At 58.9% G+C, this 25348-nt stretch carries 22 protein-coding genes and 1 pseudogene; 14 read left to right on the top strand and 9 right to left on the bottom strand.

The window, feature by feature from the left end; all coding sequences use genetic code 11:
- From PspR76_RS11565 to PspR76_RS11545, 5 genes are all read left to right on the top strand, one after another.
- The gene (locus PspR76_RS11565) at positions 1 to 1623 is read left to right on the top strand and encodes an MFS transporter (RefSeq protein ID WP_159955299.1); all 1623 of its coding nucleotides are present in this window, start codon (positions 1 to 3) and stop codon (positions 1621 to 1623) included.
- 149 nt (positions 1624 to 1772) lie between these two features.
- Entirely contained in the window at positions 1773 to 3722 is a 1950-nt protein-coding gene (locus tag PspR76_RS11560; RefSeq protein WP_159955297.1) for a DNA topoisomerase III, read from the top strand.
- A gap of 131 nt (positions 3723 to 3853) precedes the next feature.
- Complete coding sequence (locus PspR76_RS11555) at positions 3854 to 4294, top strand: CBS domain-containing protein (RefSeq protein ID WP_159955295.1); 441 nt, start codon at positions 3854 to 3856, stop codon at positions 4292 to 4294.
- Between the two features lie 8 nt (positions 4295 to 4302).
- Complete coding sequence (locus tag PspR76_RS11550; protein ID WP_159955293.1) at positions 4303 to 5151, top strand: NAD-dependent protein deacetylase; 849 nt, start codon at positions 4303 to 4305, stop codon at positions 5149 to 5151.
- Positions 5152 to 5694: 543 nt separating this feature from the next.
- Positions 5695 to 6024, top strand: a complete 330-nt coding sequence (locus PspR76_RS11545; protein ID WP_159955291.1) for a hypothetical protein — start codon at positions 5695 to 5697, stop codon at positions 6022 to 6024.
- Between the two features lie 121 nt (positions 6025 to 6145).
- Here the strand turns inward: PspR76_RS11545 and PspR76_RS11540 are convergent, their stop codons facing one another.
- Entirely contained in the window at positions 6146 to 7048 is a 903-nt protein-coding gene (locus PspR76_RS11540) for a LysR family transcriptional regulator (RefSeq protein ID WP_159955289.1), read from the bottom strand.
- A 130-nt stretch (positions 7049 to 7178) separates the two neighbouring features.
- On the opposite strand from PspR76_RS11540, the gene PspR76_RS11535 reads away from it, so the two are divergent.
- Genes PspR76_RS11535 through PspR76_RS11525 form a run of 3 tightly spaced genes read left to right on the top strand, consistent with a single transcriptional unit; the run spans position 7179 to position 9761 of the window.
- A complete protein-coding gene (locus PspR76_RS11535; RefSeq protein ID WP_010211319.1) occupies positions 7179 to 7877 on the top strand; it encodes a CoA transferase subunit A in 699 nt (232 codons plus the stop codon).
- Positions 7878 to 7908: 31 nt separating this feature from the next.
- A complete protein-coding gene (locus tag PspR76_RS11530) occupies positions 7909 to 8568 on the top strand; it encodes a CoA transferase subunit B (protein WP_053255447.1) in 660 nt (219 codons plus the stop codon).
- Between the two features lie 11 nt (positions 8569 to 8579).
- Complete coding sequence (locus PspR76_RS11525) at positions 8580 to 9761, top strand: acetyl-CoA C-acetyltransferase (protein WP_159955287.1); 1182 nt, start codon at positions 8580 to 8582, stop codon at positions 9759 to 9761.
- 193 nt (positions 9762 to 9954) lie between these two features.
- Here PspR76_RS11525 and PspR76_RS11520 read toward each other — a convergent pair.
- Both PspR76_RS11520 and PspR76_RS11515 read right to left on the bottom strand, forming a co-directional pair.
- A pseudogene (locus PspR76_RS11520) lies at positions 9955 to 10038 on the bottom strand (PaaI family thioesterase); the annotation flags it as partial.
- Positions 10039 to 10228: 190 nt separating this feature from the next.
- Entirely contained in the window at positions 10229 to 11314 is a 1086-nt protein-coding gene (locus tag PspR76_RS11515) for a DUF1615 domain-containing protein (protein WP_159955285.1), read from the bottom strand.
- A gap of 361 nt (positions 11315 to 11675) precedes the next feature.
- On the opposite strand from PspR76_RS11515, the gene PspR76_RS11510 reads away from it, so the two are divergent.
- From PspR76_RS11510 to PspR76_RS11495, 4 genes are all read left to right on the top strand, one after another.
- Positions 11676 to 16352, top strand: a complete 4677-nt coding sequence (locus tag PspR76_RS11510) for an RNase A-like domain-containing protein (protein WP_159961409.1) — start codon at positions 11676 to 11678, stop codon at positions 16350 to 16352.
- Positions 16349 to 16660 carry a contact-dependent growth inhibition system immunity protein gene (locus PspR76_RS11505; protein WP_159955283.1) on the top strand — a complete coding sequence of 104 codons (312 nt, stop codon included), beginning with the start codon at positions 16349 to 16351 and terminating at the stop codon, positions 16658 to 16660. The genes PspR76_RS11510 and PspR76_RS11505 overlap by 4 nt, the downstream gene beginning before the upstream one ends.
- Positions 16661 to 16716: 56 nt before the next feature.
- Positions 16717 to 16881: a hypothetical protein gene (locus tag PspR76_RS31235; RefSeq protein WP_237235747.1), complete on the top strand. Its 165-nt coding sequence runs from the start codon at positions 16717 to 16719 to the stop codon at positions 16879 to 16881.
- Positions 16882 to 17109: 228 nt separating this feature from the next.
- On the top strand, positions 17110 to 17490 hold the full coding sequence (locus PspR76_RS11495) for a hypothetical protein (RefSeq protein WP_159955281.1): 381 nt from the start codon (positions 17110 to 17112) through the stop codon (positions 17488 to 17490).
- Between the two features lie 59 nt (positions 17491 to 17549).
- Here PspR76_RS11495 and hemB read toward each other — a convergent pair whose 3' ends face one another.
- From hemB to PspR76_RS11480, 3 genes are all read right to left on the bottom strand, one after another.
- Positions 17550 to 18524, bottom strand: a complete 975-nt coding sequence (hemB, locus tag PspR76_RS11490; protein WP_159955279.1) for a porphobilinogen synthase — start codon at positions 18522 to 18524, stop codon at positions 17550 to 17552.
- A gap of 116 nt (positions 18525 to 18640) precedes the next feature.
- Complete coding sequence (locus PspR76_RS11485; protein WP_159955277.1) at positions 18641 to 19483, bottom strand: PhzF family phenazine biosynthesis protein; 843 nt, start codon at positions 19481 to 19483, stop codon at positions 18641 to 18643.
- A 3-nt stretch (positions 19484 to 19486) separates the two neighbouring features.
- Positions 19487 to 20185, bottom strand: a complete 699-nt coding sequence (locus PspR76_RS11480; RefSeq protein ID WP_159955275.1) for a glutathione S-transferase N-terminal domain-containing protein — start codon at positions 20183 to 20185, stop codon at positions 19487 to 19489.
- A 254-nt stretch (positions 20186 to 20439) separates the two neighbouring features.
- Between PspR76_RS11480 and PspR76_RS11475 the strand changes: the two genes are divergently transcribed.
- Positions 20440 to 21141, top strand: a complete 702-nt coding sequence (locus tag PspR76_RS11475) for a histidine phosphatase family protein (protein WP_159955273.1) — start codon at positions 20440 to 20442, stop codon at positions 21139 to 21141.
- Positions 21142 to 21188: 47 nt separating this feature from the next.
- The gene (locus tag PspR76_RS11470) at positions 21189 to 22244 is read left to right on the top strand and encodes a permease (RefSeq protein ID WP_159955271.1); all 1056 of its coding nucleotides are present in this window, start codon (positions 21189 to 21191) and stop codon (positions 22242 to 22244) included.
- 109 nt (positions 22245 to 22353) lie between these two features.
- Here PspR76_RS11470 and mnmH read toward each other — a convergent pair whose 3' ends face one another.
- From mnmH to PspR76_RS11455, 3 genes are all read right to left on the bottom strand, one after another.
- Entirely contained in the window at positions 22354 to 23448 is a 1095-nt protein-coding gene (gene mnmH / locus PspR76_RS11465) for a tRNA 2-selenouridine(34) synthase MnmH (RefSeq protein WP_159955270.1), read from the bottom strand.
- Positions 23448 to 24482: a selenide, water dikinase SelD gene (selD, locus tag PspR76_RS11460; protein ID WP_159955269.1), complete on the bottom strand. Its 1035-nt coding sequence runs from the start codon at positions 24480 to 24482 to the stop codon at positions 23448 to 23450. The genes mnmH and selD overlap by 1 nt, the downstream gene beginning before the upstream one ends.
- A 94-nt stretch (positions 24483 to 24576) precedes the next feature.
- Positions 24577 to 25326, bottom strand: a complete 750-nt coding sequence (locus tag PspR76_RS11455; RefSeq protein ID WP_071483460.1) for a TerC family protein — start codon at positions 25324 to 25326, stop codon at positions 24577 to 24579.
- Positions 25327 to 25348: the final 22 nt, after the last annotated feature.

Genomic DNA, 25348 nt, shown 5'->3' with positions numbered 1-25348 from the left:
ATGTCAGAACATGCTCAACCCCTGGGCTCGGCCGTCCGCGCGAGCACCGGCAGCGAATCAAGAAAAGTCATCTTCGCCTCGTCCCTGGGGACGGTGTTCGAGTGGTATGACTTTTTCCTCTACGGCGCCCTGGCGGCGGTGATCAGCAAGCAATTCTTTGCCGGGGTCAACGACACCACGGCGTTCATCTTTGCCTTGATGGCCTTTGCGGCCGGCTTTGTCGTACGCCCATTCGGCGCGCTGGTATTTGGCCGCCTGGGCGACATGATCGGGCGCAAATACACCTTTCTCGTCACCATCATCCTGATGGGCGTGGCAACCTTCTGTGTCGGGCTATTGCCGACCTACGCCAGCATCGGCATTGCCGCGCCGGTCATCCTGATCGTGCTGCGTATGCTGCAAGGCCTGGCGTTGGGCGGCGAGTACGGCGGCGCAGCCACCTACGTGGCCGAGCACGCGCCGGCCGGCAAACGCGGCTTGCACACCAGCTGGATTCAATCCACCGCCACCCTCGGCCTGCTGTTGTCATTGCTGGTGGTGCTGGCCTGCCGTTACTTCACCGGCGACCAGTTCGAAGTGTGGGGCTGGCGTATTCCGTTCCTGTTTTCCATCGTGCTGCTGGGTATTTCCACCTGGATCCGCATGAGCCTGCATGAGTCGCCCGCGTTCCTGAAAATGAAAGAGGAAGGCAAGGCCAGCAAGTCGCCGATCCGTGAGTCTTTCGGCAAGTGGGAAAACCTCAAAGTAGTGCTGATCGCGCTGTTCAGCATTAACGGCGGGCAAGCGGTGACCTTCTACGCGGCGCAGTTTTATGTGCTGTTCTTCCTCACGCAATTCCTGAAGATGGACCCGGCCCTGGCCAACATGCTGCTGATTATCAGCGTGGTCATCGGCGCACCGTTCTTCATTCTGTTTGGCTGGCTGTCGGACAAAGTGGGCCGCAAACCGGTGCTGATGCTCGGCTTGCTGCTCGCCACGGCGCTGTACTTCCCGATCTTCAAGGGCCTGGCGCACTACACCAACCCGGCGATGGACCAGGCCAGTCGACAAGCGCCGATCACGGTGTTGGCCGACCCGGCCACCTGCACCTTCCAGTTCGACCCGGTGGGCAAGGCAAAATTTGACAGCCCGTGCGACAAGGTCAAGACCTTCCTGGTCAAGCAAGGCCTGCCCTACAGCAGCAGCGCCGCGCCAGCAGGCAGCCCGGTGCAAGTGAGCGTGGGCGATGTGCGTATCGACGGTTTCGACGAAGCGGCCCTGCGCGGCGCCGTGACATTGGCCGGCTACCCGACTTCGGCGGACGTGGCGCAGGTCAACAAGGTCATGGTGGTGGTGCTGATCGTGGTGCTGATCCTGATCGCCGCCATGTGCTACGGCCCGCTGGCGGCGTTGATGGTGGAACTGTTCCCGACGCGAATCCGCTACACCTCGATGTCGCTGCCCTACCACATCGGTAACGGCTGGTTTGGCGGGTTCCTGCCGACGGTATCGTTTGCCTTGGTGGTGTACACCGGCGATATCTTCTATGGCCTGTGGTATCCGGTGGTGGTGACTGGGGTGAGCCTGATCGTCGGGTTGTTCTGCCTCAAAGAAACGCGGAATGTGGATATCAATAACAACTGATCTGCTGCTGGGAGGGGGTTGCTTGCCTCCTCCCACAGTTGGTTTTGTTTCAGTCACACAAATTGCTGTACATCCATACAGATAATGGTTGCTCAAATCCTCCTGACTAAGCATCCTGCAAGGCATCAACCCGATCTGATGTGATGACCATGCGGCTGTACCTCTGTGAAAAACCCTCCCAGGCCAAAGATATCGCCGCTGTGCTCGGCGCCAGCCGGCGCGGTGACGGTTGCTGGCTGGGCAATGGAGTCACAGTCACCTGGTGCATCGGCCACCTGCTGGAAACCGCCCCGCCCGATGCCTACGACGCCAAATACAAGCGCTGGGAGCTGGCCGACCTGCCGATCGTTCCGGAAAAATGGAAGATGCTGGTCAAGCCCAAGACCGCCAGCCAGTACAAAGCCGTAAAGCGTTTGCTGGGAGAAACCCAGGATCTGGTGATCGCCACCGACGCCGACCGTGAAGGCGAGATGATTGCCCGCGAACTGGTGGAGCATTGCCGCTATCGCGGGCCGATCCAACGCTTGTGGCTGTCGGCGCTGGATGACGCCTCGATTCGCAAGGCACTGGCGGCGCTCAAACCGGGTGCCGAAACCTTCAGCCTGTATCACTCGGCCCTGGGTCGCTCGCGCGCCGACTGGCTGATCGGCATGAACATGAGCCGTTTGTTTACCTTGCTCGGGCGCCAATCCGGCTATCAAGGCGTGTTGCCGGTGGGCCGGGTGCAAACGCCCACCCTGCGCCTGGTGGTGGACCGCGACCGCAGCATCGCCGATTTTGTGCCGGTGGCTCACTGGGCCATTGACGTGGACCTGCGCCACGAACACATGACCTTCACCGCTCAATGGCGCGCCATGGAGGATGCGTGTGACGACCAGGGGCGCTGCCTTAACCCGCAGCTGGCTCGCGACGCTGCCGATGCGATGCGCAATGCCGCCACCGCGCGGCTGGTGAAGCTGCGCACCGAACGCATGCGCGAGGTGGCGCCCCTGCCCTTCGACCTCGGCACCCTGCAGGAAATCTGCTCCAAAAAGCTCGGCCTCGGCGCCCAGGAAACTCTGGATATCGCCCAATCTCTCTACGAAACTCACAAAGTCATCACCTACCCGCGCAGCGATTGCGGCTACTTGCCCTTAAGCCAGCACGGTGACGCGCCGAAAATCCTCGCCGCGCTGGGCCGCGCGGATCCGGCAGTCAATGAGTTGATGGCGCATATCGACCCCCAACGACGCTCGCGGGCGTGGAACGATGCCAAGGTCAGCGCGCACCACGGCATCATCCCCACTGGCGCGGGCAAGGATGTGGGGCAACTCAGCGGCAAACATCGCGCGGTCTATACACTGATTCGCGCGCGTTACCTGGCACAGTTCCTGCCCAACCATGAATACGATCGCACCCAGGCGGATTTCGACTGTGCCGGCCAAGCCTTGTGCGCCGTGGGAAAGGTTGTGATCGAGCCCGGCTGGAAACGCGCCTTGCCCGAAGCGCTGGCCCCTGCCAAAGGCCGAGAGACACCTGCGCCGCAAGCCTTGCCGACGCTGGTGCAGGGCCAGGATTACGCGGTGGCCAAGGTCAACCTCAAGGACCTGTGGACCCAACCGCCCAAGCCGTTCACCGAAGGCGACCTGATCAAGGCGATGAAAAACGTCGCCAAACTGGTGGAAGACCCGCTGCTCAAGCAAAAGCTCAAGGACACCACCGGCATCGGCACCGAAGCCACCCGCGCCGGGATTATCCAGGGGCTGCTGGACCGTGGTTACCTGGTCAAGAACGGCAAGGCCCTCTCGGCCACTCCCGCCGCGTTCAGCCTGATCGACGCAGTGCCGCGAGCGATTGCCGACCCGGGCACCACGGCGATCTGGGAGCAGGCGCTGGACATGGTACAAAGCGGTGAAATGAGCCTTGAGGAATTCGTCGCCAAGCAGGCGGCGTGGATGAGCAAGCAAGTGGCACGCTGCAATGGCATGCGCATGACCATCACCGGTCCGGCCAGCCCGGCGGGCCGAGGTGCCACACCGTGGAAAAAGAAGCGCAAGACGGCGCCACGCAAGACAACCGCCAGCACCAAGCGGGTTAAAAAACCGACAAACGCTGGGTAAACGTCGAAAAAATCCGGCAAATGACGTTTTTCGACGGGTTTAACGCCGCTTTGGACCTTGCTCCGGCGTAGGCCGTCTAGGATTCTGTAGGGACCCGCTGACTTCCTAACAACAACACCGGAGTGGCCGCCATGAAAACCGTCGCACAAGTGCTCAAAGCCAAGGACCAGAAAAACCAGGACGTCCACACCATTCAGTGGGACCACACGGTATTTGAGGCGCTGGTCCGGATGTCAGAGAAAAACGTCGGGGCATTGCCGGTGGTCAAGGAAGGCACGGTAGTCGGGATCATCAGCGAACGTGATTACGCACGCAAAATCATGCTCAAAGGCCTATCGTCGGTCACCACAAAAGTCCATGAGGTAATGAGCTCGCCTGTGATCACCGTGGATACCCACAAAACTGTCGAAGAATGCATGAACATCATGACCGACAGTCACCTGCGTCACCTGCCCGTGGTCGAAGACGGCAAACTGCTGGGCCTGCTGTCCATCGGTGACTTGGTGAAAGAAGCCATTGCCGAGCAAGCTGACCTGATCAAACAGCTGGAGCAGTACATCCGCGGCGAATAGGGGAACCCATGCAGGGCACGCTGGAACATCAAGAGGACCACCTCGACACCCTGTACCGGGCGATGGCTGAAAGGCGCTTCGTGGTGCTGACCGGTGCGGGCATCAGTACGTCGTCGGGCATCCCGGATTATCGCGACAGCGAAGGCGTGCGCCGGGGCATGGCGCCGATGATGTACCAGGAATTCCTGGCCACCCCACAAGCACGGCGCCGTTACTGGGCACGGGCGATGCTGGGTTGGCCACGGGTGCGCATTGCCCAGCCGAACAAGGCCCACCTGGCGCTGGCGACGCTGCAGCAACGCGAACGCATCAGCGGGCTGATCACGCAAAACGTCGATACGCTGCATGACCAGGCCGGCAGCCAGGATGTGATCGAACTGCATGGCAGCCTGCACCGCGTGCTGTGCCTGGATTGCCAGCAGCGCAGCGAGCGCGATGTGATCCAGCGGGTGATGGAAGATCGGAACCCTTACCTGGCCGGCGTCGATGCCGTGCAAGCACCCGATGGCGATACGCTGCTCGATCCGGCTTTTGAAGAACGCTTCCAAGTCCCCCACTGCCCGCACTGCAACGGCCAGCGACTGAAACCCGACGTGGTGTTTTTTGGTGAGAACGTCGCCCCGGAAACGGCTGCCAAGGCAATGGCTGCGGTGCATCAGGCTGAGGGTTTGCTGGTGGTGGGCTCATCGCTGATGGCTTATTCGGCGTTTCGCCTGTGCAAGGCGATGGTGGAGCAAGGCAAGCCGGTGATTGCCATTAACCTGGGCAAGACACGCGGGGATGAACTGTTGCAGGTGAAGATCGAGGCGTCTTGCGAGCGGTTGTTGCCCTTGCTGGTCGAGCGATTGGGACAGTAGGCACACTGTAAATTCAATTGTGGGAGCTGGCTTGCCTGCTCCCACAGGGTTCGCGCGTTGTATTGGCTAACGGCCCACCGAGACCAACCGCACAAAAAATGACGCCCAAGTCACGTTTTCCCGCATTCCCCCGTCCCCACAACGATTTATGTAGTGATCAAAAAAAATCACTACATAACCGTTGACGTAACCTTTTTACCCTTGCATTATCGAGACGTCTCCCGGATCGGGAGTGTTGGTAACACGTGTTTTGAACAAGCTCGTCTGACCGCCGAGCTGTTTTTTCCGGATGTGCACTGCCCACAAGGCAGATTGATGAAGCTGACCGGCCTGCAAGGATCGGTACAAGGAGCTCAATCGCTGCTTGTCTTCGTTATGAAACCATTGCGTAGCAGTTCATCAGCAAGACTACATGCATCAGGCTCAAGACCCTGCCCGTATTCGGCAGACAGTCACTGACGCCCGGTTTTCGAAGCCGGAGACAACTAAGCAGTTTTAACGGAATCAACTGATAGATCGCCAACTGGTCAAGGGGCTTACATTATGAATCTGAACAACCAACCCACTATCGATGAATTGGCTGAGATGTTTGCAGCGCAGAAAGACACACTCGACGACCATATCCTGTGGGTCGAAAAATCGGGCCAAGTTCATATCGACTGCGTGGCGCCCCACACCCTTGAAGAAGAGTTCGATAAAAACAACCGCAAACTGGCGGCGCGCCTGAAAATGTACCGCCGCGGCCAGGGTTATGTCGGCAAGAAGGCCGCCGCCGATGAGAACTTTATCGAGCAAGTTTTCAACACACTTAACAATGCCTGGGCGTCTTTCAAAGACAGCTCGCAAGTTAAAGTAGTCGATCGCTACTACTAAGTAATACTTGCCCTCTGTGGGAGCTGGCTTGCCTGCGATAACGGTTTAACTGCCAACACTTTTGTTGAATGTTAACTGGCTATCGCCGGCAAGCCAGCTCCCACATTTATTTGGAGCACGCTCAGAAAGTTGGAAAGCGGCCTTTCGCGGCCTCATCGCGAAAAATATCAAACAACACCTGCGCTGCCGCCGACAGTTCGTGCCCAGGTTTGGTCAGCACGCCAATCGGCCGCTCGATCACCGGATTGCTCAAGGTGATGCAATGGGCGCCCGCCTCTTCCATCTGCTGCGCGCACAACGCAGGTACAGCGCTGACACCCAGGCCATTGGCAACCATCTTGCCCACCGTCGCCAATTGATGACTTTCCAGCGCCACCGGCAACTTCATCTGCAAGGCGCCCAGGTGTTCCTCCAGCATCACCCTCACCGTGGAAGGCCGCTGCAGGGTAATGAATGGCTGTTCCAGCAAGGTTTGCCAGTCGATTTCGCTGCACTGAGCTAACGGTGAATCACCCGGCACCACTGCAATAAAGCGGTCAAGGTACAACGGGGTGAACGCCAGCGACGAACCGTCGGACGGCTCGAATGCCACGCCCAGCTCCACCTGGCGGTCGCGGACCATCTCCAGCACCTGCTCGTTGATCAGGTCGTGCACCGTCACATTCACCTGCGGGTAACGTGCGCGGAATATCTTCAGGATCGGCGGCAGCAGATTGCCTGCAAACGACGGCATCGCGGCCACCGTGACCCGGCCCCGCTGCAAGGTGAAGCGCTGGCGCAGCTCATCCTCGGCGTTGTCCCAATCGGCAATCAAGCGACGCGCCAGCGGCAACAACGACTCACCCTCAGGCGTGAGCGCGACATTGCGCGTGTTGCGGCTGAACAAGCGGCCGCCCAGGCCCTCCTCCAGGCCCTTAATGGTCAGGCTCAACGCCGACTGGGAAAGGTGCAGGCGCTCGCAAGCAGCGGCGAAACTCAGGCTTTGGGCCACGGCGAGAAAGGCACGCATCTGTTTAACGGTCATGAGGCTGCTCCGGGCGGCGGGACGACTATGCTGTTTTCTAAATCAATCAACCTTAAAAAACAACTTAACAAATTAATCCATCGGCGCAACACTCCAGTCTGCTGGCCCACATACAATAAAAGAGGTGCATATGGCAGGTTTCGATAAACGCGTGGCGTCCTATGAAGAAGCGCTGGCAGGCCTGGAAGACGGCATGACCGTACTCTCCGGTGGCTTTGGCTTGTGCGGCATTCCGGAAAACCTCATCGCCGAGATCAAGCGCAAAGGCACCCGCGACCTGACCGTGGTTTCCAACAATTGCGGCGTCGACGGTTTCGGCCTGGGCGTGTTGCTGGAAGAAAAACAGATCAGCAAAGTCATCGCGTCCTACGTGGGTGAAAACGCCCTGTTCGAGAAGCAACTGCTCAGCGGCGAAATCGAAGTGGTGCTGACTCCCCAAGGCACCCTGGCAGAAAAAATGCGTGCAGGCGGCGCCGGCATCCCGGCTTTCTTCACCGCCACCGGCGTCGGCACGCCCGTCGCAGAAGGCAAGGAAACCCGTGAGTTCAACGGTCGCCCGTACCTGATGGAAGAGTCCATCACCGGCGACTTCGCCATCGTCAAAGGTTGGAAAGCCGACCACTTCGGCAACGTCATCTATCGCCACACCGCACAGAACTTCAACCCGCTGGCCGCCACCGCCGGCAAGATCACCGTGGTCGAAGTTGAGGAAATCGTCGAACCGGGCGAGCTGGACCCGGCGCAGATCCACACTCCTGGCATCTACGTCGACCGGATCATCTGCGGCACCTTCGAGAAGCGCATCGAACAGCGCACTGTCCGCAAATAATCCGCCAGCCCAAATAATAAGGAGACAAAACATGGCTCTTACTCGCGAACAAATGGCTCAACGCGTCGCCCGCGAAATGCAGGACGGTTTCTATGTGAACCTCGGCATCGGCATTCCAACCCTGGTGGCCAACTACATCCCCGAAGGTATGGAAGTAATGCTGCAATCGGAAAACGGCCTGCTCGGCATGGGTCCGTTTCCTACTGAAGAAACCATCGATGCCGACATGATCAACGCCGGCAAGCAAACGGTGACGGCTCGCATCGGCGCTTCGATCTTCTCCTCTGCCGAGTCCTTCGCGATGATCCGCGGCGGCCACGTCGACCTCACCGTGCTCGGCGCGTTTGAAGTGGACGTACACGGCAACATCGCGTCGTGGATGATCCCCGGCAAATTGGTCAAGGGCATGGGCGGCGCCATGGACCTGGTGGCCGGTGCGGAAAACATCATCGTGATCATGACCCACGCGTCCAAGGACGGTGAGTCCAAGTTGCTCAGCCAATGCAGCCTGCCGCTGACCGGCGCCAAGTGCATCAAGCGCGTATTGACAGACCTGGCTTACCTGGAAATCGAAAATGGCGCTTTTGTCCTCAAGGAACGCGCACCTGGCGTCAGCGTTGAAGAGATTGTGAGCAAGACCGCCGGTAAACTGATCGTCCCGGACCACGTTCCAGAAATGCACTTCCAGTGAGGACAGATTCCATGCAAGACGTCGTGATTGTTGCTGCCACCCGCACCGCCGTGGGCAGCTTTCAAGGTTCGCTGGCCAGTATCCCGGCACCGGAACTGGGCGCCGCCGTGATCCGTCGCCTGCTGGAGCAGACCGGCCTGGACCCGGCGCAAGTGGACGAAGTGATCCTGGGCCAGGTCCTCACCGCCGGCAGCGGTCAGAACCCAGCGCGCCAGGCGTCGATCCTCGCCGGTCTGCCCCACGCAGTACCAGCGCTGACCCTGAACAAGGTCTGCGGGTCGGGCCTCAAGGCCCTGCACCTGGGCGCCCAGGCGATTCGTTGCGGCGACGCCGAAGTCATCATTGCTGGCGGCATGGAGAATATGAGCCTGGCGCCGTACGTATTGCCTGCTGCGCGCACCGGTTTGCGTATGGGCCACGCCAAGATGATCGACAGCATGATCACCGACGGCCTGTGGGATGCGTTCAACGACTATCACATGGGCATCACCGCCGAGAACCTGGTGGACAAGTACGACATCAGCCGTGAAGCCCAGGACGCGTTCGCCGCTGCTTCCCAGCAGAAAGCCGCTGCCGCGATTGAAGCGGGTCGGTTTGTCGATGAAATCACACCAATCCTGATTCCCCAGCGCAAAGGCGAGCCGGTGGCCTTCGCCGTGGACGAACAGCCGCGCGCCGGCACCACCGCCGAGTCCCTGGCCAAGCTCAAGCCCGCGTTCAAGAAAGACGGCAGCGTCACCGCCGGCAACGCCTCCAGCCTCAACGACGGCGCTGCTGCCGTGCTGCTGATGAGCGCCGACAAGGCCAAGGCCCTCGGCCTGCCGGTTCTGGCGCGTATCGCCAGCTACGCGAATGCCGGCGTCGATCCAGCCATCATGGGCATCGGCCCGGTATCGGCCACCCGCCGCTGCCTGGACAAGGCCGGCTGGAGCCTGGGCGACCTGGACCTGATCGAAGCCAACGAAGCCTTCGCCGCGCAATCGTTGGCGGTAGGCAAAGAGCTGGAATGGGACGCCGACAAAGTCAACGTCAATGGCGGCGCCATTGCCATCGGCCATCCGATCGGCGCGTCAGGCTGCCGCGTACTGGTGACCCTGCTGCATGAAATGATCAAGCGCGATGCCAAGAAAGGCCTGGCGACGCTGTGCATCGGTGGCGGCCAGGGCGTTGCCCTCGCACTCGAACGCAGCTGATTCAAAGAGCAACATGAGAAAAGGCCCGGTTCCACGAAAAACCGGGCCTTTTCTTTTTACGCTGTCTTCCTGAAAAAAACACGACACAACTGTGGGAGCTGGCTTGCCTGCGATAGCGGTTCACCCCTTGGCAAATGTACTGCCAGACACACCGCCATCGCAGGCAAGCCAGCTCCCACAATGGCCTCTACTGTCAGCCAGAGCGCGGCACTGCAAACACCGCATTCGCCCGCGCCACCACCTTCTCGCCCACCTGCAAGCTCACCGTAGCAAACCCTTCGGGCACGGCGTGAGCGATCATGGCGAGTTTTTCCTTGGCGTGAGGCTTGAGGTGTACGCCAGCCCACGGGTGGCAGCCATCATCATCAGCCGCGCAAATCCCATGGGATGCTTTGCGTAAATCCGCCAGAATCGCGATGCTTAAAGCAGCGAAGATCAAATATGGGCTTGCCCGCTCGCCACAATGATCAGCGCTTCATGCAGCGCTGATACCGATCATCCACGCGCTTGGCAAACCACGCCGTGGTCAGGTTGCGGGTGATCTTCGGGCTCTTGAGTACGATGCCCGGCAAAATCGCCCGTGGCATCGGCTTGCCGGCCGCTTTATCAGCCAGGGCAAACACGCGGTTGTAGAGGGTGGTTTGCTCAAAATCGAGTTGCTCACCCTTCTCCAACTGGCTGCGGATGCTGGGGTTGCGCATGTCCAACTTCGCGCCCAGGGAGCGCACCGCCAACTCAGTGGTGCCCGGCAGCAATGAACCATAGCGGATCAAGTCCCCGTCCAACGCCAGCTCGGTGCCGGTGACACGGCTGACAGCCGCCTGGAACGCAGCGTTGCGGCTGGCGTACCAGCCCGCATTGAAGTCGGCAAAGCGATACAGCGGCTGGTCATAACTCACCGGGTAGCCCAGCAAGTGGGCAATACCGAAATACATACCGCCGCGCCGCGTGAAGACTTCCCGGCGAATCGTGCCATCCACCGTGTAGGGATAACCCCGCGCCTGTTTCTGCGCAAAGTCGATGCTGACTTGCATGGGGCCTGCGGTATGCACCGGGTTGAAGCCGCCAAACAACGTATTGCCCAACGGCACTACACTGATGAAATCGTCAAAGATCCCACTCAGGTCCTTCTCCGTGCGCGCAGCACTCAAGCGCTCGGCGTAAGTCTTGCCGGTGGGCGAGCGCAATTGCAGCGCGCTGCGCACCACAAAGGCTGGCACATGGACTTTGCCCGCGCGCCGCAGGATTTCATCCTGGGCAATCTTGCCCATGTTTGGCACCGGTGGGTCGACTTGATAGGTGGATTCTTGCTCGGTCACCGCAAGAACCGCGCAGATATTTTCGGTGCTGGGGTAAATCTTCTGGGTGTCGAAGGCCGTGTAGATGTCCTGAGCCCAGCCTTTACGGTCCGGCACCGTCGCCGGCAGCAGCCGCACAATCTGCGCTTTCACCTCCGCCTCGCTGCGCTCCGGCTGTTGCGGGCTGCGTGAGGTGGAACAACCGGCCAGCACCAGCAACGTGGTGAGGCACAGGATCAGGCGGCTTGAATACATGGGGCTTCCTTGGATAACGACGGGCCGGGCATTGCGCATATCGACAGGTAAGTCTAACCGGGGTTCGGCGACTTGCAGCACTCGCCAGCCACACACTTACGTGACAGGATCTGTCATCGACCATTTGCCGGGCTGGGCTTAAACTTGGCGTTTGCGCAGCGCTGACAAGGACTACTGAAACATCCCACGCCACACCCGGATAAGCTCTACAGATATCGCCTGAAAACCTCTGCAAAGTCCTTCGCCTGATCACACAGTGCGAGGGATTGCAGATGGTTTTTTTCGGTAAAGCTCCGTTTTTTGGGGCTGCCTTTTGATCGCCGCCACCAGCCAAACCATTGGCCTTCTGGTGCTGGCCGCCATGGATTCCAAGACGCGCGACGTCGAATCCGTTCTCAGCGACTTCCGGCAATGCCTCAACACCTACGACGCCTGGGCGGAAAGCTTCTTCAGCTTTTCGGCACTGGATGTCGAGCAGGTCTTCAGGGTCGGGGATGAAGTGGCGCTGGTCGCGCCGATCGATCGTTCCCTCTTTCCCAGCTCGACCGTTGCTGCGTGCAAGCAAGACGGCACCCTGACCCTCGTGCACATGTTCCAGAGTGCTCGATTCGTGCCGATTGGCAACACGCCAGTGGTGTTGCAACGCATCGATCCAAACGGCGGCCCGCTGGGCGACCCCATCCGCAAAGTCATCGGGCCCAGCGGTATTCTGGAAATCACCGAGTGTGATCGCAACCAGAAGTACCGGGTCAATTTTTACCCCAACGTTTCCAAGGAACACTTCAAGGCGCTGTATGCCTCTTATCAGTCGGTCATCGCGCCACTGGAAGGCTGGCTGCGCAGCGAGTGGAGCGGCACATTTGCGCCGCTGTGGAAGGACTACTCCGAGGCTAATTTCCTCAAGCGCTATCTCTCGCTGCATCAGGCTTACGCCAAAGGTTTTGGCGATGCACTGAGCTCACTCTGGGACAGCCTCAAACAGCTGGTTGAATGGCTGGCACACCCACTGGCGAATGCCGAAAAGCTGCTGCACTACCTGTCCCAGGCCGAGTTCGAAAAGCTGCTGAAGGTCAGCACCGAAACCCTTGCCAAAGGCCTGCTGATACTCAGCGATGAACCGCTGCTGTTTATCTACATGGCGGCCATGGTCAGTTGGCTGCGGCTGATGCCGCCGCCGTATATGAACGAGGTGCTGGGAGAGATCGGCGTCGAGGTGCTGATCAACGTGTTGCTGTGTGTTGCCACGGCCGGGATGGGCGTTGTGATACGCCTCAGCAGCAAGGTGCTGGGCAGCATCAAGTCGCGTCGTGCGCGCGAGTGGCTGGAACACATGGCCAGCCAGTTCGGCAAATCTCCCCTGGATACGCACGTTGAGGCGGCTAAGCCGATATTGCTCGCCGGGCCGGCGACTTCGATCAACACGGTAGCGGGTGCGCCGTTGAAGGCTGGGGAAAATCTGGTTGCGAACGCGGTGCCTGCGGTTCGTAAGAAGACCCAGCAGACGACGTTGGTGCGCCAGGAACATGTCGATGATGTGCCTGTCGCGGCGAAAAATCCCCAGGGAGATGCGGCGGCGCCTGCGGATAAAACCGCCACCAATGGCTGCCCGGTGTCGATGGTTACCGGCGAGGAATTGCTCACCCTCACCGATGGCGCGCTGGACGGGATTTTGCCGTTTGAGTGGACGCGGTTGTACCGCACCAGCGCGGTGGAAATGGATTGCGGGTTGGGGTTTGGCTGGAGTCATTCGCTGGCGCAGCGGTTGGTGGTTTCGGGTGATTCGGTGGTTTGGACGGATCATGAGAATCGGTCGACTGCCCTGCCCTTGCCGACTGCTGCTCGGCCAGCGATTACCAACAGCCTGGCCGAAGCCGCGATCTACTTGGGTGCCCTGCCCGATGAGTTGGTGCTGGCTCAGGCATCGCGTTTTTATCACTTTTGCGATGGTCAGCTGACAGCAATCAGCGACGCGTATGACAACCGACTGCGGGTTATTCGTAATCGTTTGGGCCGGATTGAGCGGCTAGATAACGGTGTAGGCCGGTCTTTGTTTTTGCGCTATGAACTGGGCCGCATTGTGGCGGTGGACTATCAGGTTCATCGCGCCAAAGGCCGTGAGCCGTATGTGTGGGTGACTGAGCAGAACGTCGTTTCCTACGCCTATGACGACGCTGGACGACTGGTTTCAGCGACCAATGCCGTAGGCGAAAGCGAGGTTTATCGGTACGACGATCAGCACGTCATTCTTGAGCGGCAATTGGCCGGTGGGGCGAGTTTTTTTTGGGAATGGGAACGGGCGGGTAAGGCGGCGCGGTGTGTTCGGCACTGGGCCAGTTTTTCGCAGATGGACACGCGATATGCCTGGGATGACAACGGCAAGGTTACGGTTCACAACGCTGATGGCAGTCAGGAAGTGTATGTCCATGACCAGCGCGCGCGGCTGGTGCAGCGGGTTGATCCTGATGGTGCTGAGCACTTCAAATCCTACGACGACAAGGGCCGACTGACGGTTGAGCAGGACCCGCTGGGGGCGGTGACGGCGTATCAGTATGACGATGCTGGACGCTTGGTGGCGTTGTTTCCGAGGGAGGATGAGCCGACATCCTACGAGCATGACAACGGGTTCGTACGGGTTGTGCGGCGCGGTGAGGCGGTTTGGAAGTATGAGCGTAATGAACAGGGCGACGTTACGCGTCAGACAGATCCTGACGGCAACGTTACGGACTACACCTACAACAAACACGGGCAACTGGTTGGGGTGTGGTATCCGGATAACGGTTGTCATCGGCTGGTCTGGAATGAGCGTGGGCAGCTTATTGAGGAACAGCTGCCGAATGGTGGGGTTAAGCGGTATCGCTATGACGATGTTGGGCGACAGGTTGCGCGTGAGGATGAGCATGGCGCGCTGACCCAGTATCAGTGGGACGGTGTGGGTCGGTTGGTTCGTGTCGTACTTCCTGGCGGTGCCACGCGAGAATACAGCTACAACCCGTACGGAAAAATCACCTCCGAACGTGACGAATTGGGCCACGTCACCCGCTACGAATACGCTGACGGCCTGCACCTGATCAGCCGCCGCCTCAACGCCGATGGCACCCAGGTCAACTACCGCTACGACAACACCCGGTTACTACTGACCGAGATCGAAAATGAAGTCGGCGAAACCTACCGGCTTGATTACCACCCCAACGGCCTGATCCAGCAGGAAATTGGTTTTGACGGTCAGCGTACGGCCTACGTCTACGACCTCAACGGCAACCTGCTGGAAAAGACCGAACACGGCGATGACGGCAGTCAGCTAGTCACCCGCTACGAGCGAGACCCTTCCGGGCGGCTCGTACGAAAAACCCTTCCCGACGGTGGAGTGGTCGATTACGCCTACGATCGCCAAGGCAACCTCCTCAGCGTCGACGACGGCCACTGGGCGTTAGCCTACGAATACGACAGCCAAAACCGCCTCACCGCCGACCACCAAGGCTGGGGCACCCTGCGCTACGGCTACGACGCCTGCGGCCAACTGAAGAACCTGCGCCTGCCGGACAACAACCGCCTCACCTTCAACCACGACAAAGGCGGCCACCTCGCCACCGTCGAACTGAATGGCAAAACCCTAACGTCTCACCTGTTCAACACCGGCCGCGAACGCCAGCGCCAGCAAGGCCAACTGCTCAGCCACTACCACTACGACGAGCAAAACCGCCTGCACGCCCACGCGGTGACCCAGGAAGAACACAAGCTCTACCGCCGCCACTACGACTACGACAAAACCGGCAACCTCACCCGCCTGCTCGACACCCGCAAAGGCGAACACCACTACCACTACGACCCCCTCGCCCGCCTGACCCGCGCCGATCACTCGCAAGACCAGCAGGAGCGTTTCGGCCACGACCCGGCGGGTAACCTGCTGATGCAGGATCGACCCGGCCCGGACATCGTGGCGGGGAATCGGCTGGTGATCCAAGGCGATCATCATTACGACTATGACGCCTTCGGCAATCTGATCCGCCAAAGACGCGGTAAAGGCCATCAACTCGTCACCGAGTATCGCTACGACTGCCAGCATCGGTTGATCGGCGTTACTCAACCCAACGGGCAAACGGCCAGCTATCGCTATGACCCGTTTGGTCGGCGGATCAGCAAAACCGTTGATGGGATAACCACTGAGTTTTTCTGGCAAGGCGACAAGCTGGTTGCGGAGCATCATGCAGATCGCCATCGCAGTTACATCTACGAACCGGACAGTTTCCGTCCGCTGGCATTGCTGGAAGGTTTCGGGCCGAAAGACACCCAGCCCTTCCACTACCAACTCGACCACCTCGGCACACCGCAGGAACTCACCGCGCCCGACGGCGAAATCGTCTGGTCCGCGCATTACCGCGCCTACGGCCAGATCAGCCGCCTCGACATAGAGAAAATCGACAACCCGCTGCGCTTCCAAGGCCAATACTTCGACGCGGAAAGCGGGCTGCACTACAACCGCCATCGCTACTACAATCCAGATATTGGTCGCTATCTAACACCCGACCCCGTGAAGCTGGCGGGTGGGATCAACGCGTACCAGTACGTGCCTAATCCTACGGGGTGGGTGGATCCGCTGGGATTAAGTTGCAAAGTTGAAGGGTGCCCTGAATCAAGAATAGCCCCCCTTCAATCAAGCAAAGCCCCCGTATTAGATTCGCATGAAAAATCAGGAGGGCATCTAATTAGAAAGCACGTAGGTCAAACCGACGCCCAGCTAATCGAAAGGCTTGAGTCAGAGCCTACTATTCCAGCAGCATCTACATTCAGAACTTTAGAGGAGGCAGAAACACTCGTATCCAAAAGCTTAGCCGCAAACAGCCAAGAAATACTGGATTTCCTAAAAGGAAAAAAAGATAAGCTTCTCATTAGAGAGAGCTCAAGTCAGCCAATAGGAGTTAGCGTCATTAGAGGGACTGAAAAATCAGTGCCCGCATTCAAATTTTTGCTGGTTTTAAAACGAAAGCAGAACATGCCGAAAGGCTACCTAATACTGACAGGATACCCATTAGAAAAATGAACACACCACTGACAGAACTCCAGCAGTTTTTTGGCGCCTATTTCAATCAGGACTGGGCTGAGGAATACTCATCTGCAGATGAAGTCATTGATTCATTTTTACAAGACTCGTCTAGAGACGTAATCATTTCCGTCAAAAAAGAAATCCTTGAGCTGATAAACTCCTACACAAATGAGTCAGATTTCCAAGAGAACCTACTGTACGAACAGTATTGCTACTACTATTACCCTAATCAATGGGCAACAGGAATATTGTGGCTTAGCCATATAATAAATAAGTTCGAAAACCACTTGAGCAAAAACAATTAACCAAAAAAAACCACAACCGTTCACACTGAGCCATGAAAACAAAAAGACAGCCAAGCATGGAAATAATCTATGGACTATTGTTTACTTATAACATTGAAAACACAGACAACCTTGAAAGAGAAGCACTTATCTCATCAAAAAACGCAAACAAAGAAAAAGAACTTACAGAAATTTTTGACGCACTGACCAAACCAGAATTTCTAGCTTATACAAAATTTTAACAAGAATGGTTCATTTCCTCAATCGAGCACTACCTATCAAAAAACGATAATTTTGACGCCATTTTTAAAACAATGACAACCTATTTTAGTGCCCCCATAACAAATCAACAAAGCTTTATGCAAACCCTTCTAAATCGTCTAAAACAATACAGCAGGCAAAAGTCAAACCCACCCATTATTTAAATAGCCACAAACATTTACAACGAACCTATCAATTATGGATCACCGATGAAATCACGTAAGATCACCGTCATCAGATACGGCGTACGTGAAAGCGCAACAATCGAATACGAAGGGAGCAAACCTACCCTTCACTTACTGATGAACGATGAAACACGACGAACGTACACAGCACTGGATCTGTATGATTGCTTTGGTTTAATGAGGGCAGACTTAAAACATATAAAGTTTTTATGCAAAGGATCAAAAATCAACGTCCATACATCAGGAATGTCTTCGCACATGTCTAACGGCCTTGTGGCCTACGAGATGACAATGGGAGTTCCTGAAGGCGAGCTTGTGCATATCTTCTCTTATGAAGAAAGCGATCTCACCAACGACATACAGGCGCAACACGACTTTTGTCAGCGCTGGGCAGAATCGGTATAGGTGGAGTACGAAGAACTTACAGCGAGCAAACTTGCTCGCTGTAAGGTTAAATTGCGCTTTTAGATCCCCGCCAACGCCAAATCCATCGCAAAATACGTAAAAATCAAATCCGCCCCCGCACGCTTAATCGACCCCAACGTTTCCCGCACCACCCGCGCTTCATCAATCGCGCCCGCCTGGGCACCGAATTTGATCATCGCGTACTCACCACTGACCTGATACGCCGCCACCGGCAAGCGCGAGGCTTCGCGGATGTCGCGGATGATGTCGAGGTAGGCACCGGCCGGTTTGACCATCAGCGCGTCTGCGCCTTCCTGCTCATCGAGCAGCGATTCGCGCACGGCTTCGCGGCGGTTCATTGGGTTCATCTGGTAGCTTTTGCGGTCGCCTTTAAGTGCGCTGCCGCCAGCTTCGCGGAACGGGCCGTAGAGGGCCGAGGCGAATTTGGTGGAGTAAGCCATGATCGGAATATGCGTGAAGCCGGCGTCGTCCAGGGCGCGGCGAATGGCCTGGACCTGGCCGTCCATAGCAGCAGACGGTGCGATGACGTCAGCACCGGCGCGGGCGGCGGCCACGGCTTGTTTGCCGAGGTTGACCAGGGTCGCGTCGTTGTCGACGTGGGCGCCGTGCATCACGCCGCAGTGGCCGTGGTCGGTGTATTCGCAGAAGCAGGTGTCGGACATTACGATCATTTCCGGCACGGCGTCCTTGATGATCGAGGACATGCGCGAGACCAGGCCGCGCTCCTTCCAGGTGTCGCTGCCGTTGGCGTCCAGGTGGTGGGACACGCCAAAGGTCATGACCGACTTGATCCCGGCGCGGGCATAGCGCTCGATCTCACCGGCCAGTTTTTTTTCTGGAATACGCACCACGCCCGGCATGCTGGTGATCGGCACAAAGTCGTCGATTTCTTCTTCGACGAAAATCGGCAGTACCAGGTCGTTGAGGGTGAATTCGGTTTCCTGGAACAAGCCACGCAGCTCCGGGGAGCGGCGCAGGCGACGTGGGCGGGCTTGGGGGAACTGGCTGGTCATGGGTTTCCTGGGTGGCGGCAGAAATAGTTGGGGCGAAAGCTTATGCCCCTTGGCCCCGGCAGTACAAACGCCAAGGGGCCAATAGTGTATTGCGCAGCCCGTAACAATTCATTGATCTAGAGCTGTACTCGCCCTTCGATGCACACCGCCACCGCACCGCCGATCCAGATTTCATCGCCGTGGCGCTCCACGCGAATACGCCCGGCGCGCCCAATGGCCGAGCCTTGGCTGACCACGTAGCGCTCGGGCGCAAGGCCTTCGCGCAACAGCCACTGGGCGATGCCGGCGTTGAGGCTGCCGGTGGCCGGGTCCTCCTGGACACCGTCGCCAGCGACAAAGGCGCGCACTTCGAAGTGCGTGTCTATGGCGTCACGCGCCGGGTCACAGGGCGCGATAACGCCAATGGCCAGACCGTGCAGTTGCGCGTAATCCGGCTGTAGCCCCAGCACTTGGTCGCGATCAGCGAGCATCACTGCCAGCCAGTCCGCACCATTGTCGACCCATTGGCTACGCACAATGGCGTCGGGCGCCAAACCCAAACCACGGCGAACACGCTCCAGCAAGACTGCCTCAACCGCGCCAGTGCGCAACAACGGCGGTGCAATAAACGCCAACTCGTTACCTTCACGACGGACACGCACCAGGCCGATTTCGCACTCCTGAATGATCTCATCGCCTTTGGGTATACCGCCCGCCTGCAGCCAGGCATGGCAACTGCCCAGCGTGGGATGCCCGGCGAACGGAAGCTCCTTGAGCGTGGTGAAAATTCTTACCCGATAGTCAGCTCGTGCATCGCGCGGCGTCAGCAAAAACGTGGTTTCGCTGAGGTTGGTCCAGTTGGCAAAATCGGCCATTTGCTGGTCGGCAAGGCTGTCAGCACCGTGCACCACCGCCAGCGGGTTGCCCTTGAGGGCAACGCTGCTGAAGACATCCAGTTGTTTAAAATCGAAAGTTGGCATACTTCAGCTCGGAATGTTCAGGCCACGAATCACTGCTGGCCGTGCGACAAAACCGTCCAGTGCGCGCAGTACGTTGGGGAAGTCGGCAATGCCGACCAAGTCTCCGGATTCGTAGAAGCCGATCAGGTTGCGAATCCATGGGAAGGTGGCGATGTCGGCAATGCTGTAATCGTCGCCCATGATCCAGGTGCGGCCCAGCAGGCGCTTTTCCAGCACGTCGAGCAAACGCCGGGATTCGGCGGCGTAGCGGTCACGTGGGCGTTTGTCTTCGTAGGCCTTGCCGGCAAATTTGTTGAAGAAGCCCAGTTGGCCGAACATCGGGCCAATGCCGGCCATCTGGAACATCAGCCATTGCAGGGTTTCGTAGCGGGTGGCCGGGTCTTCGGAAAGCAATTGGCTGGTTTTTTCCGCCAGGTAGATCAGGATCGCGCCGGACTCGAACAACGCCAGCGGCTGGCCGCTCGGGCCATTGGGGTCGATGATCGCGGGGATTTTGTTGTTGGGGTTCAGGGACAGGAACTCGGGCGACAGCTGGTCCTGGGTCTCGAAACTGACCTTATGCGCTTCATACGGCAGGCCCAGTTCCTCAAGCATGATTGACACTTTGACGCCGTTGGGCGTGGGCAACGAATACAGCTGCAAGCGCTCCGGGTGCTGGGCGGGCCATTTGCTGTTGATCGGAAAGGCGGCAAGTGCGTTCATCGGGAAATCCCCAGGCGGAAAGCCCCCATAATAGCCACGTGCACGCCGTCCTGCATGGGTCATCATTGCGCAACATAGCCGCGCTAATCTTGCGCGCAGGCGAACCAAAGCGCCGATGTGCACTCTTAAGTGCGCCATGACGGTGAAAGGAGACACCCTGTTACAACGACACGGAAAAACCACAGGACGCCGGATGCGTCGCTGGGGCCGGGCTTGTCCGCCTTAATCCGATGCACTGAAGACTCGAACCCACAATGAGAATCAAGCCTCTGTGCCTTGCGCGACGTCTTAAACGTTATTCATACATCATGTTGCCGCTGCTCGTGGCGGGCGGCGCAATCGGCCTGAGCCTGGAATCACGCATCAGCAGCGCCGGCCCCGTGGACGGCGTGCAAACCCTGGTATTCCTGCGCCACGGCGAAAAACCTGCCGGCGGCCTCGGCCAGCTCAACTGCCAGGGCCTGAACCGCGCGATGAACCTGGCCACCGTGCTGCCGCAGAAATTCGGCAAGGCCAACTACGTGTTCGCCCCCGACCCGACGCGTAATGTCGAGGAAGGTGAAAAGGACAACTCCTACAGCTACATTCGGCCATTGATGACCATCAGCCCCAGCGCCATCAAGCTCGGCCTGCCGGTCAACATCAAGTTCTCCGCCAACGACACCAGCGACCTCGCGGACGAACTGGTGGAAGACAAGTACCACAACGCGATCATCTACACCGCGTGGTCCCACGGCTACCTGCCGGAGCTGATCAACAAGGTCGCCAGTGAAGCCTCGGGTGAAAAACACACCATCACCGACGATTGGTCGGGCAGTGACTACGACACCCTGTATGTGCTGACGTTGACCTGGCACAACGGCAAGGCATCGCTGCTGAGCCGCAACTACAAGCAAGGCCTGGATAACGGCCAGCAGACGTGCCCGGATGCAACTCAGCCAGCTGCGGATATCTGACACAGGCGTATGATGCCCCGCTATTGACTCATCTGCGGACCTGCACCATGCCCAACCTCATCTCCACCCAGCCTAACCGGGGCTGGTCGTTCTGGTGGAAACCAGCGCTGTTCGTGCTGGTGGCCTGCATCGGCCTCTACTACGTGAAGTGGTCGCCCTACTACCTCAAGGCGTTCGTGGCAGCGGATAACCACAGCATCGGCGCCTCGATTCTCAATGATCAGCAAACCGCCCCCCTGGCGGCCGCGCTGGCCTATGCCCAAGTGTATTTCCTGGCAATCTGGAAAGCCGCCGTGCTGGCGGTGATTCTGGGTTCACTGCTGCAAGTGTTGATCCCCCGTGACTGGCTGTTACGCCTTTTTGGTCGAGCCGGCCTGGGGTCGACCCTGCGCGGTGGCCTGTTCGCCCTGCCAGGGATGATGTGCAGTTGCTGCGCGGCACCGGTGGCGGCAGGCATGCGCCGTCAGCAGGTGTCGGTGGGCGCGGCGCTGGCGTTCTGGATCGCCAACCCGGTCTTGAACCCGGCAACCCTGGTGTTCATGGGTTTTGTGCTGGGCTGGGGCTTTACCGCATTGCGGCTGGTGGCAGGGATTGTGTTGGTGGTGGGCGTGTCCTTGGTGGCACAGCGAATTGCCCGGCCCGATCAGGTGCCGGAAGCCGCGCTGGATGCGGTGGCCGACGTCAGTCAAAGCGAGTCGCAGCCGTTCCTGGTCCGTTGGTTGCGTACCCTGTGGCAGTTGTTCTGGAGCACGATCCCCGTTTATATCCTGGCCGTGCTGGTCTTGGGGGCCGCGCGGGTCTGGCTGTTCCCCCACGTCGACGGGGCGATGGCCAACAGCCTGATGTGGCTGGTGCCGTTGGCGATCGTCGGCACGCTGTTCGTTATTCCTACCGCCGCCGAGATCCCTATCGTACAAACCATGATGACCCTGGGCATGGGCACCGGCCCGGCTGTAGCCTTGCTGATGACCCTGCCCAGCGTGAGCCTGCCGTCGCTGTTGATGCTGCGCAAGGATTTCGATGCGCGGGTGCTGGTGACGGTGGCGGGGCTGACGATGTTGGTGGGGGTGGTGTGTGGGTTGATCGGGGCGGTGATTCTTTAGGTTCCTGGTGAGGCTGAGGGCCTTATCGCAGGCAAGCCAGCTCCCACAATTTGATCGGTGAATGCCCTCAAATGTGGGAGCTGGCTTGTCTGCGATGGCGCCAATAAAGTCACCCCAGCCTTTCGCGCAAGTACTCCACCACCGCGCCCTGCTCCCCCGCAAACTCGATCCGCGCGCCTTTGCTTTCACGCTGGAACGCGTACATCGGGTCGTAATACTCACGCAGCAAGCCTTCGATCCACACGCGGTGCAAGTCTACCGCGCCACTGCGGGCCTGTTCTGCCAGGGCGTCCTGCAGGACCGCCTGCAGCCGCTGGAAGCGCTCACCACCCAGGCGTTTGTGGATATTGGCAAGGCTCTGGGTCAGACGCTCGGCAAACAGTGCCTGGCCGTTTTCGCCGAATACCTGGATGAACTCGGCGCACAGATCCACCACGTAATCGCACAGAATTCTTTCGACGCGGCCCTCGATGCTGTCCTCCAGCCATACCATCGGGAACGTCTGCATACCCTTGTGCAACGGCAGCGGCAGCGCGCAACTGCCGATCATGCGGCTCTCGTCCTCAACCACAAATTGCTCGATTCCCCCTGCGCGCTTTTTCAGCAGGTCCACCGCCAAGCGGTTTTCGAAGTCGATGTTTGAGGGTTGTGATGTGGCGCGTTTGCCGAAACTGGAACCGCGATGGTTGGCGTGCCGTTCCAGGTCCAAGGCGTTGCGCAACTGGCTGAGCACTTCGGTTTTGCCGGTGCCGGTCATGCCGCCCAACAGCACAAAATCACACTCAGCTGTGGCGTGCTCCAGCGTCTCCAGCAGAAAGGTGCGCATGGCCTTGTAGCCACCGCCGACGCGCGGATACTCGATGCCGGCTTCGGTCTTCAACCATTGCTGCACGATCTGCGAACGCAGCCCACCGCGAAAACAATACAAGTAACCGTCAGGGTTGGCCTTGGCGAACTGCGCCCATTGTTCGATGCGCTCATCCTTGATCGCTCCGGACACCAATTCATGCCCCAAAACGATTGCTGCCTGCTGGCCCTGCTGCTTGTAGCAGGTGCCGACCCGCTGGCGCTCGTCGTCGGTCATCAGTGGCAAATTGATCACCCCGGGGAACGCCCCCTTGATGAACTCGATCGGTGCGCGGGTATCCATCATCGGCCGGTCGTTGAGGAAGATGTCGCGGTAGTCGGTGATGTCAGTTGCCATCAAAACACCTCTACCGCGTGGGTCTGTCGCTCAACCAGTTCGCCGATCGGCTCAAGGCTCAGGCCCAGCTCTGCGGCCACCGTGTGGAATTCGGCGTCGCCCTCGGCGGTAACGGCGATCAGCAAGCCACCGCTGGTTTGCGGGTCGCACAGCACGCGTTTGTGCAGCTCTTGCAGGCGCCCAAGTTTGCTCGAATAGCTGTCGAAGTTGCGCAAGGTGCCACCGGGCATGCAGCCCTGGTCCAGGTAGTCCTCGACCCCTGGCAGGCGTGGGACTTTTTCATATTCGATGCGCGCCGTCAGAGCGCTGCCGTCAGCCATTTCCACCAGATGGCCGAGCAGGCCGAAACCGGTAACGTCGGTCATGGCGGTCACGCCGGCCAATTTGCCGAAACGGCTACCGGGTTTGTTCAGGGTGCACATCCAGTCACGCGCCAGGCCGATATCCGCCTCGCGCAATTTGCCCTTCTTTTCGGCGGTGGTGAGGATGCCGATACCCAACGGTTTGGTGAGGTACAGCTTGCACCCGGCGGTGGCGGTATCGTTACGTTTCATATGGCGCTTTTGCACGATGCCGGTCACGGCGAGGCCGAAGATCGGCTCCGGGGCGTCGATGGAGTGCCCGCCGGCCAGCGGGATACCGGCGGCATCGCACACCGAGCGGCCACCACGGATCACTTCACGGGCAATTTCCGGCGCCAGCACATTCACGGGCCAGCCCAGAATGGCGATGGCCATCAACGGGTCGCCGCCCATGGCGTAGATATCGCTGATCGCGTTGGTGGCGGCAATGCGGCCGAAGTCGAAGGGGTCATCGACAATCGGCATGAAGAAATCGGTAGTGGAAACCACCCCACGTTCGTCGTCGATGGCGTACACGGCCGCGTCGTCGCGCGAGGCGTTGCCGACCCACAGGTTGGGGTCAAGGTTCTGTGCGCCGCTGCCGGCGAGGATCACTTCAAGCACCTGGGGTGAGATCTTGCAGCCGCAACCCGCGCCGTGGCTGTACTGGGTGAGGCGAATCGGCTCGTTCATGGTGGACCTCAAGGTAACAAGTGAGCGGATTCTATCAGACAGCAAAAAGCCGGCTGGGCTCTTGTGAGCTCAGCCGGCTTTTGCATTTGCGCTGTTACTGCCTGGCGGCGAGCAGACGCTTGTGGCGATTGCGCCGTGCGATGTTCAGGCACTCGATCACCGCCGAAAACGCCATGGCTGCATACACGTAGCCTTTTGGCACATGGGCACCGAAGCCTTCAGCGATCAGCGTCATGCCGATCATGATCAGGAAGCCCAGGGCCAGCATTACCACCGTCGGGTTGTCGTTGATGAACTTGGCCAACGGTTCAGCCGCCACCAGCATCACGATGACCGAGGTCACCACGGCAATGATCATGATCGGCAAGTGCTCGGTCATCCCCACCGCCGTAATGATGCTGTCGATGGAGAACACCAGGTCGAGCAACAGGATCTGGCCAATCGCCGCCGCGAAACCGATGGACACCACGGCGCCGGTGCTGGCTTTTTCCTCGGGCTCCGGGTCCATGCTGTGATGGATCTCGGTGGTCGCCTTCCACACCAGGAACAGACCACCGGCGATCAGGATCATGTCTTTCCACGAAAACGCCTGGCCGAAGATTTCAAACACCGGCGCGGTCAACTGCACGATAAACGCGATGGTGCTCAACAGGCCCAGGCGCAATACCAACGCCATGCTGATACCGATGCGTCGTGCCTTGGCGCGATGCTTCTCGGGTAATTTGTTGGTGAGGATCGAGATAAAGATCAGGTTATCGATGCCCAGCACGATTTCCATGACGATCAAGGTGGCCAGTGCGACCCAGGCGGTGGGGCTGGCAGCCAGTTGTAAAAGGTAATCCATAGGTCAGTCCTGACGTTGTGCT

Origin of the sequence: Pseudomonas sp. R76 (assembly GCF_009834565.1) — a bacterium.
In the GTDB taxonomy this organism is placed as follows: domain Bacteria; phylum Pseudomonadota; class Gammaproteobacteria; order Pseudomonadales; family Pseudomonadaceae; genus Aquipseudomonas.
Note: the sequence above shows the minus strand (reverse complement) of the source record. Positions and strands in the feature narration are given on the sequence as shown.

Bases quoted from the DNA above. Each gene is read 5' to 3' on its own strand.
- PspR76_RS11565 (WP_159955299.1), top strand. From the start codon at position 1: ATGTCAGAACATGCTCAACCCCTGGGCTCGGCCGTCCGCGCGAGCACC.
- PspR76_RS11560 (WP_159955297.1), top strand. From the start codon at position 1,773: ATGCGGCTGTACCTCTGTGAAAAACCCTCCCAGGCCAAAGATATCGCC.
- PspR76_RS11555 (WP_159955295.1), top strand. From the start codon at position 3,854: ATGAAAACCGTCGCACAAGTGCTCAAAGCCAAGGACCAGAAAAACCAG.
- PspR76_RS11550 (WP_159955293.1), top strand. From the start codon at position 4,303: ATGCAGGGCACGCTGGAACATCAAGAGGACCACCTCGACACCCTGTAC.
- PspR76_RS11545 (WP_159955291.1), top strand. From the start codon at position 5,695: ATGAATCTGAACAACCAACCCACTATCGATGAATTGGCTGAGATGTTT.
- PspR76_RS11540 (WP_159955289.1), bottom strand. From the start codon at position 7,048: ATGACCGTTAAACAGATGCGTGCCTTTCTCGCCGTGGCCCAAAGCCTG.
- PspR76_RS11535 (WP_010211319.1), top strand. From the start codon at position 7,179: ATGGCAGGTTTCGATAAACGCGTGGCGTCCTATGAAGAAGCGCTGGCA.
- PspR76_RS11530 (WP_053255447.1), top strand. From the start codon at position 7,909: ATGGCTCTTACTCGCGAACAAATGGCTCAACGCGTCGCCCGCGAAATG.
- PspR76_RS11525 (WP_159955287.1), top strand. From the start codon at position 8,580: ATGCAAGACGTCGTGATTGTTGCTGCCACCCGCACCGCCGTGGGCAGC.
- PspR76_RS11515 (WP_159955285.1), bottom strand. From the start codon at position 11,314: ATGTATTCAAGCCGCCTGATCCTGTGCCTCACCACGTTGCTGGTGCTG.
- PspR76_RS11510 (WP_159961409.1), top strand. From the start codon at position 11,676: ATGGATTCCAAGACGCGCGACGTCGAATCCGTTCTCAGCGACTTCCGG.
- PspR76_RS11505 (WP_159955283.1), top strand. From the start codon at position 16,349: ATGAACACACCACTGACAGAACTCCAGCAGTTTTTTGGCGCCTATTTC.
- PspR76_RS31235 (WP_237235747.1), top strand. From the start codon at position 16,717: ATGGAAATAATCTATGGACTATTGTTTACTTATAACATTGAAAACACA.
- PspR76_RS11495 (WP_159955281.1), top strand. From the start codon at position 17,110: ATGAAATCACGTAAGATCACCGTCATCAGATACGGCGTACGTGAAAGC.
- hemB (WP_159955279.1), bottom strand. From the start codon at position 18,524: ATGACCAGCCAGTTCCCCCAAGCCCGCCCACGTCGCCTGCGCCGCTCC.
- PspR76_RS11485 (WP_159955277.1), bottom strand. From the start codon at position 19,483: ATGCCAACTTTCGATTTTAAACAACTGGATGTCTTCAGCAGCGTTGCC.
- PspR76_RS11480 (WP_159955275.1), bottom strand. From the start codon at position 20,185: ATGAACGCACTTGCCGCCTTTCCGATCAACAGCAAATGGCCCGCCCAG.
- PspR76_RS11475 (WP_159955273.1), top strand. From the start codon at position 20,440: ATGAGAATCAAGCCTCTGTGCCTTGCGCGACGTCTTAAACGTTATTCA.
- PspR76_RS11470 (WP_159955271.1), top strand. From the start codon at position 21,189: ATGCCCAACCTCATCTCCACCCAGCCTAACCGGGGCTGGTCGTTCTGG.
- mnmH (WP_159955270.1), bottom strand. From the start codon at position 23,448: ATGGCAACTGACATCACCGACTACCGCGACATCTTCCTCAACGACCGG.
- selD (WP_159955269.1), bottom strand. From the start codon at position 24,482: ATGAACGAGCCGATTCGCCTCACCCAGTACAGCCACGGCGCGGGTTGC.
- PspR76_RS11455 (WP_071483460.1), bottom strand. From the start codon at position 25,326: ATGGATTACCTTTTACAACTGGCTGCCAGCCCCACCGCCTGGGTCGCA.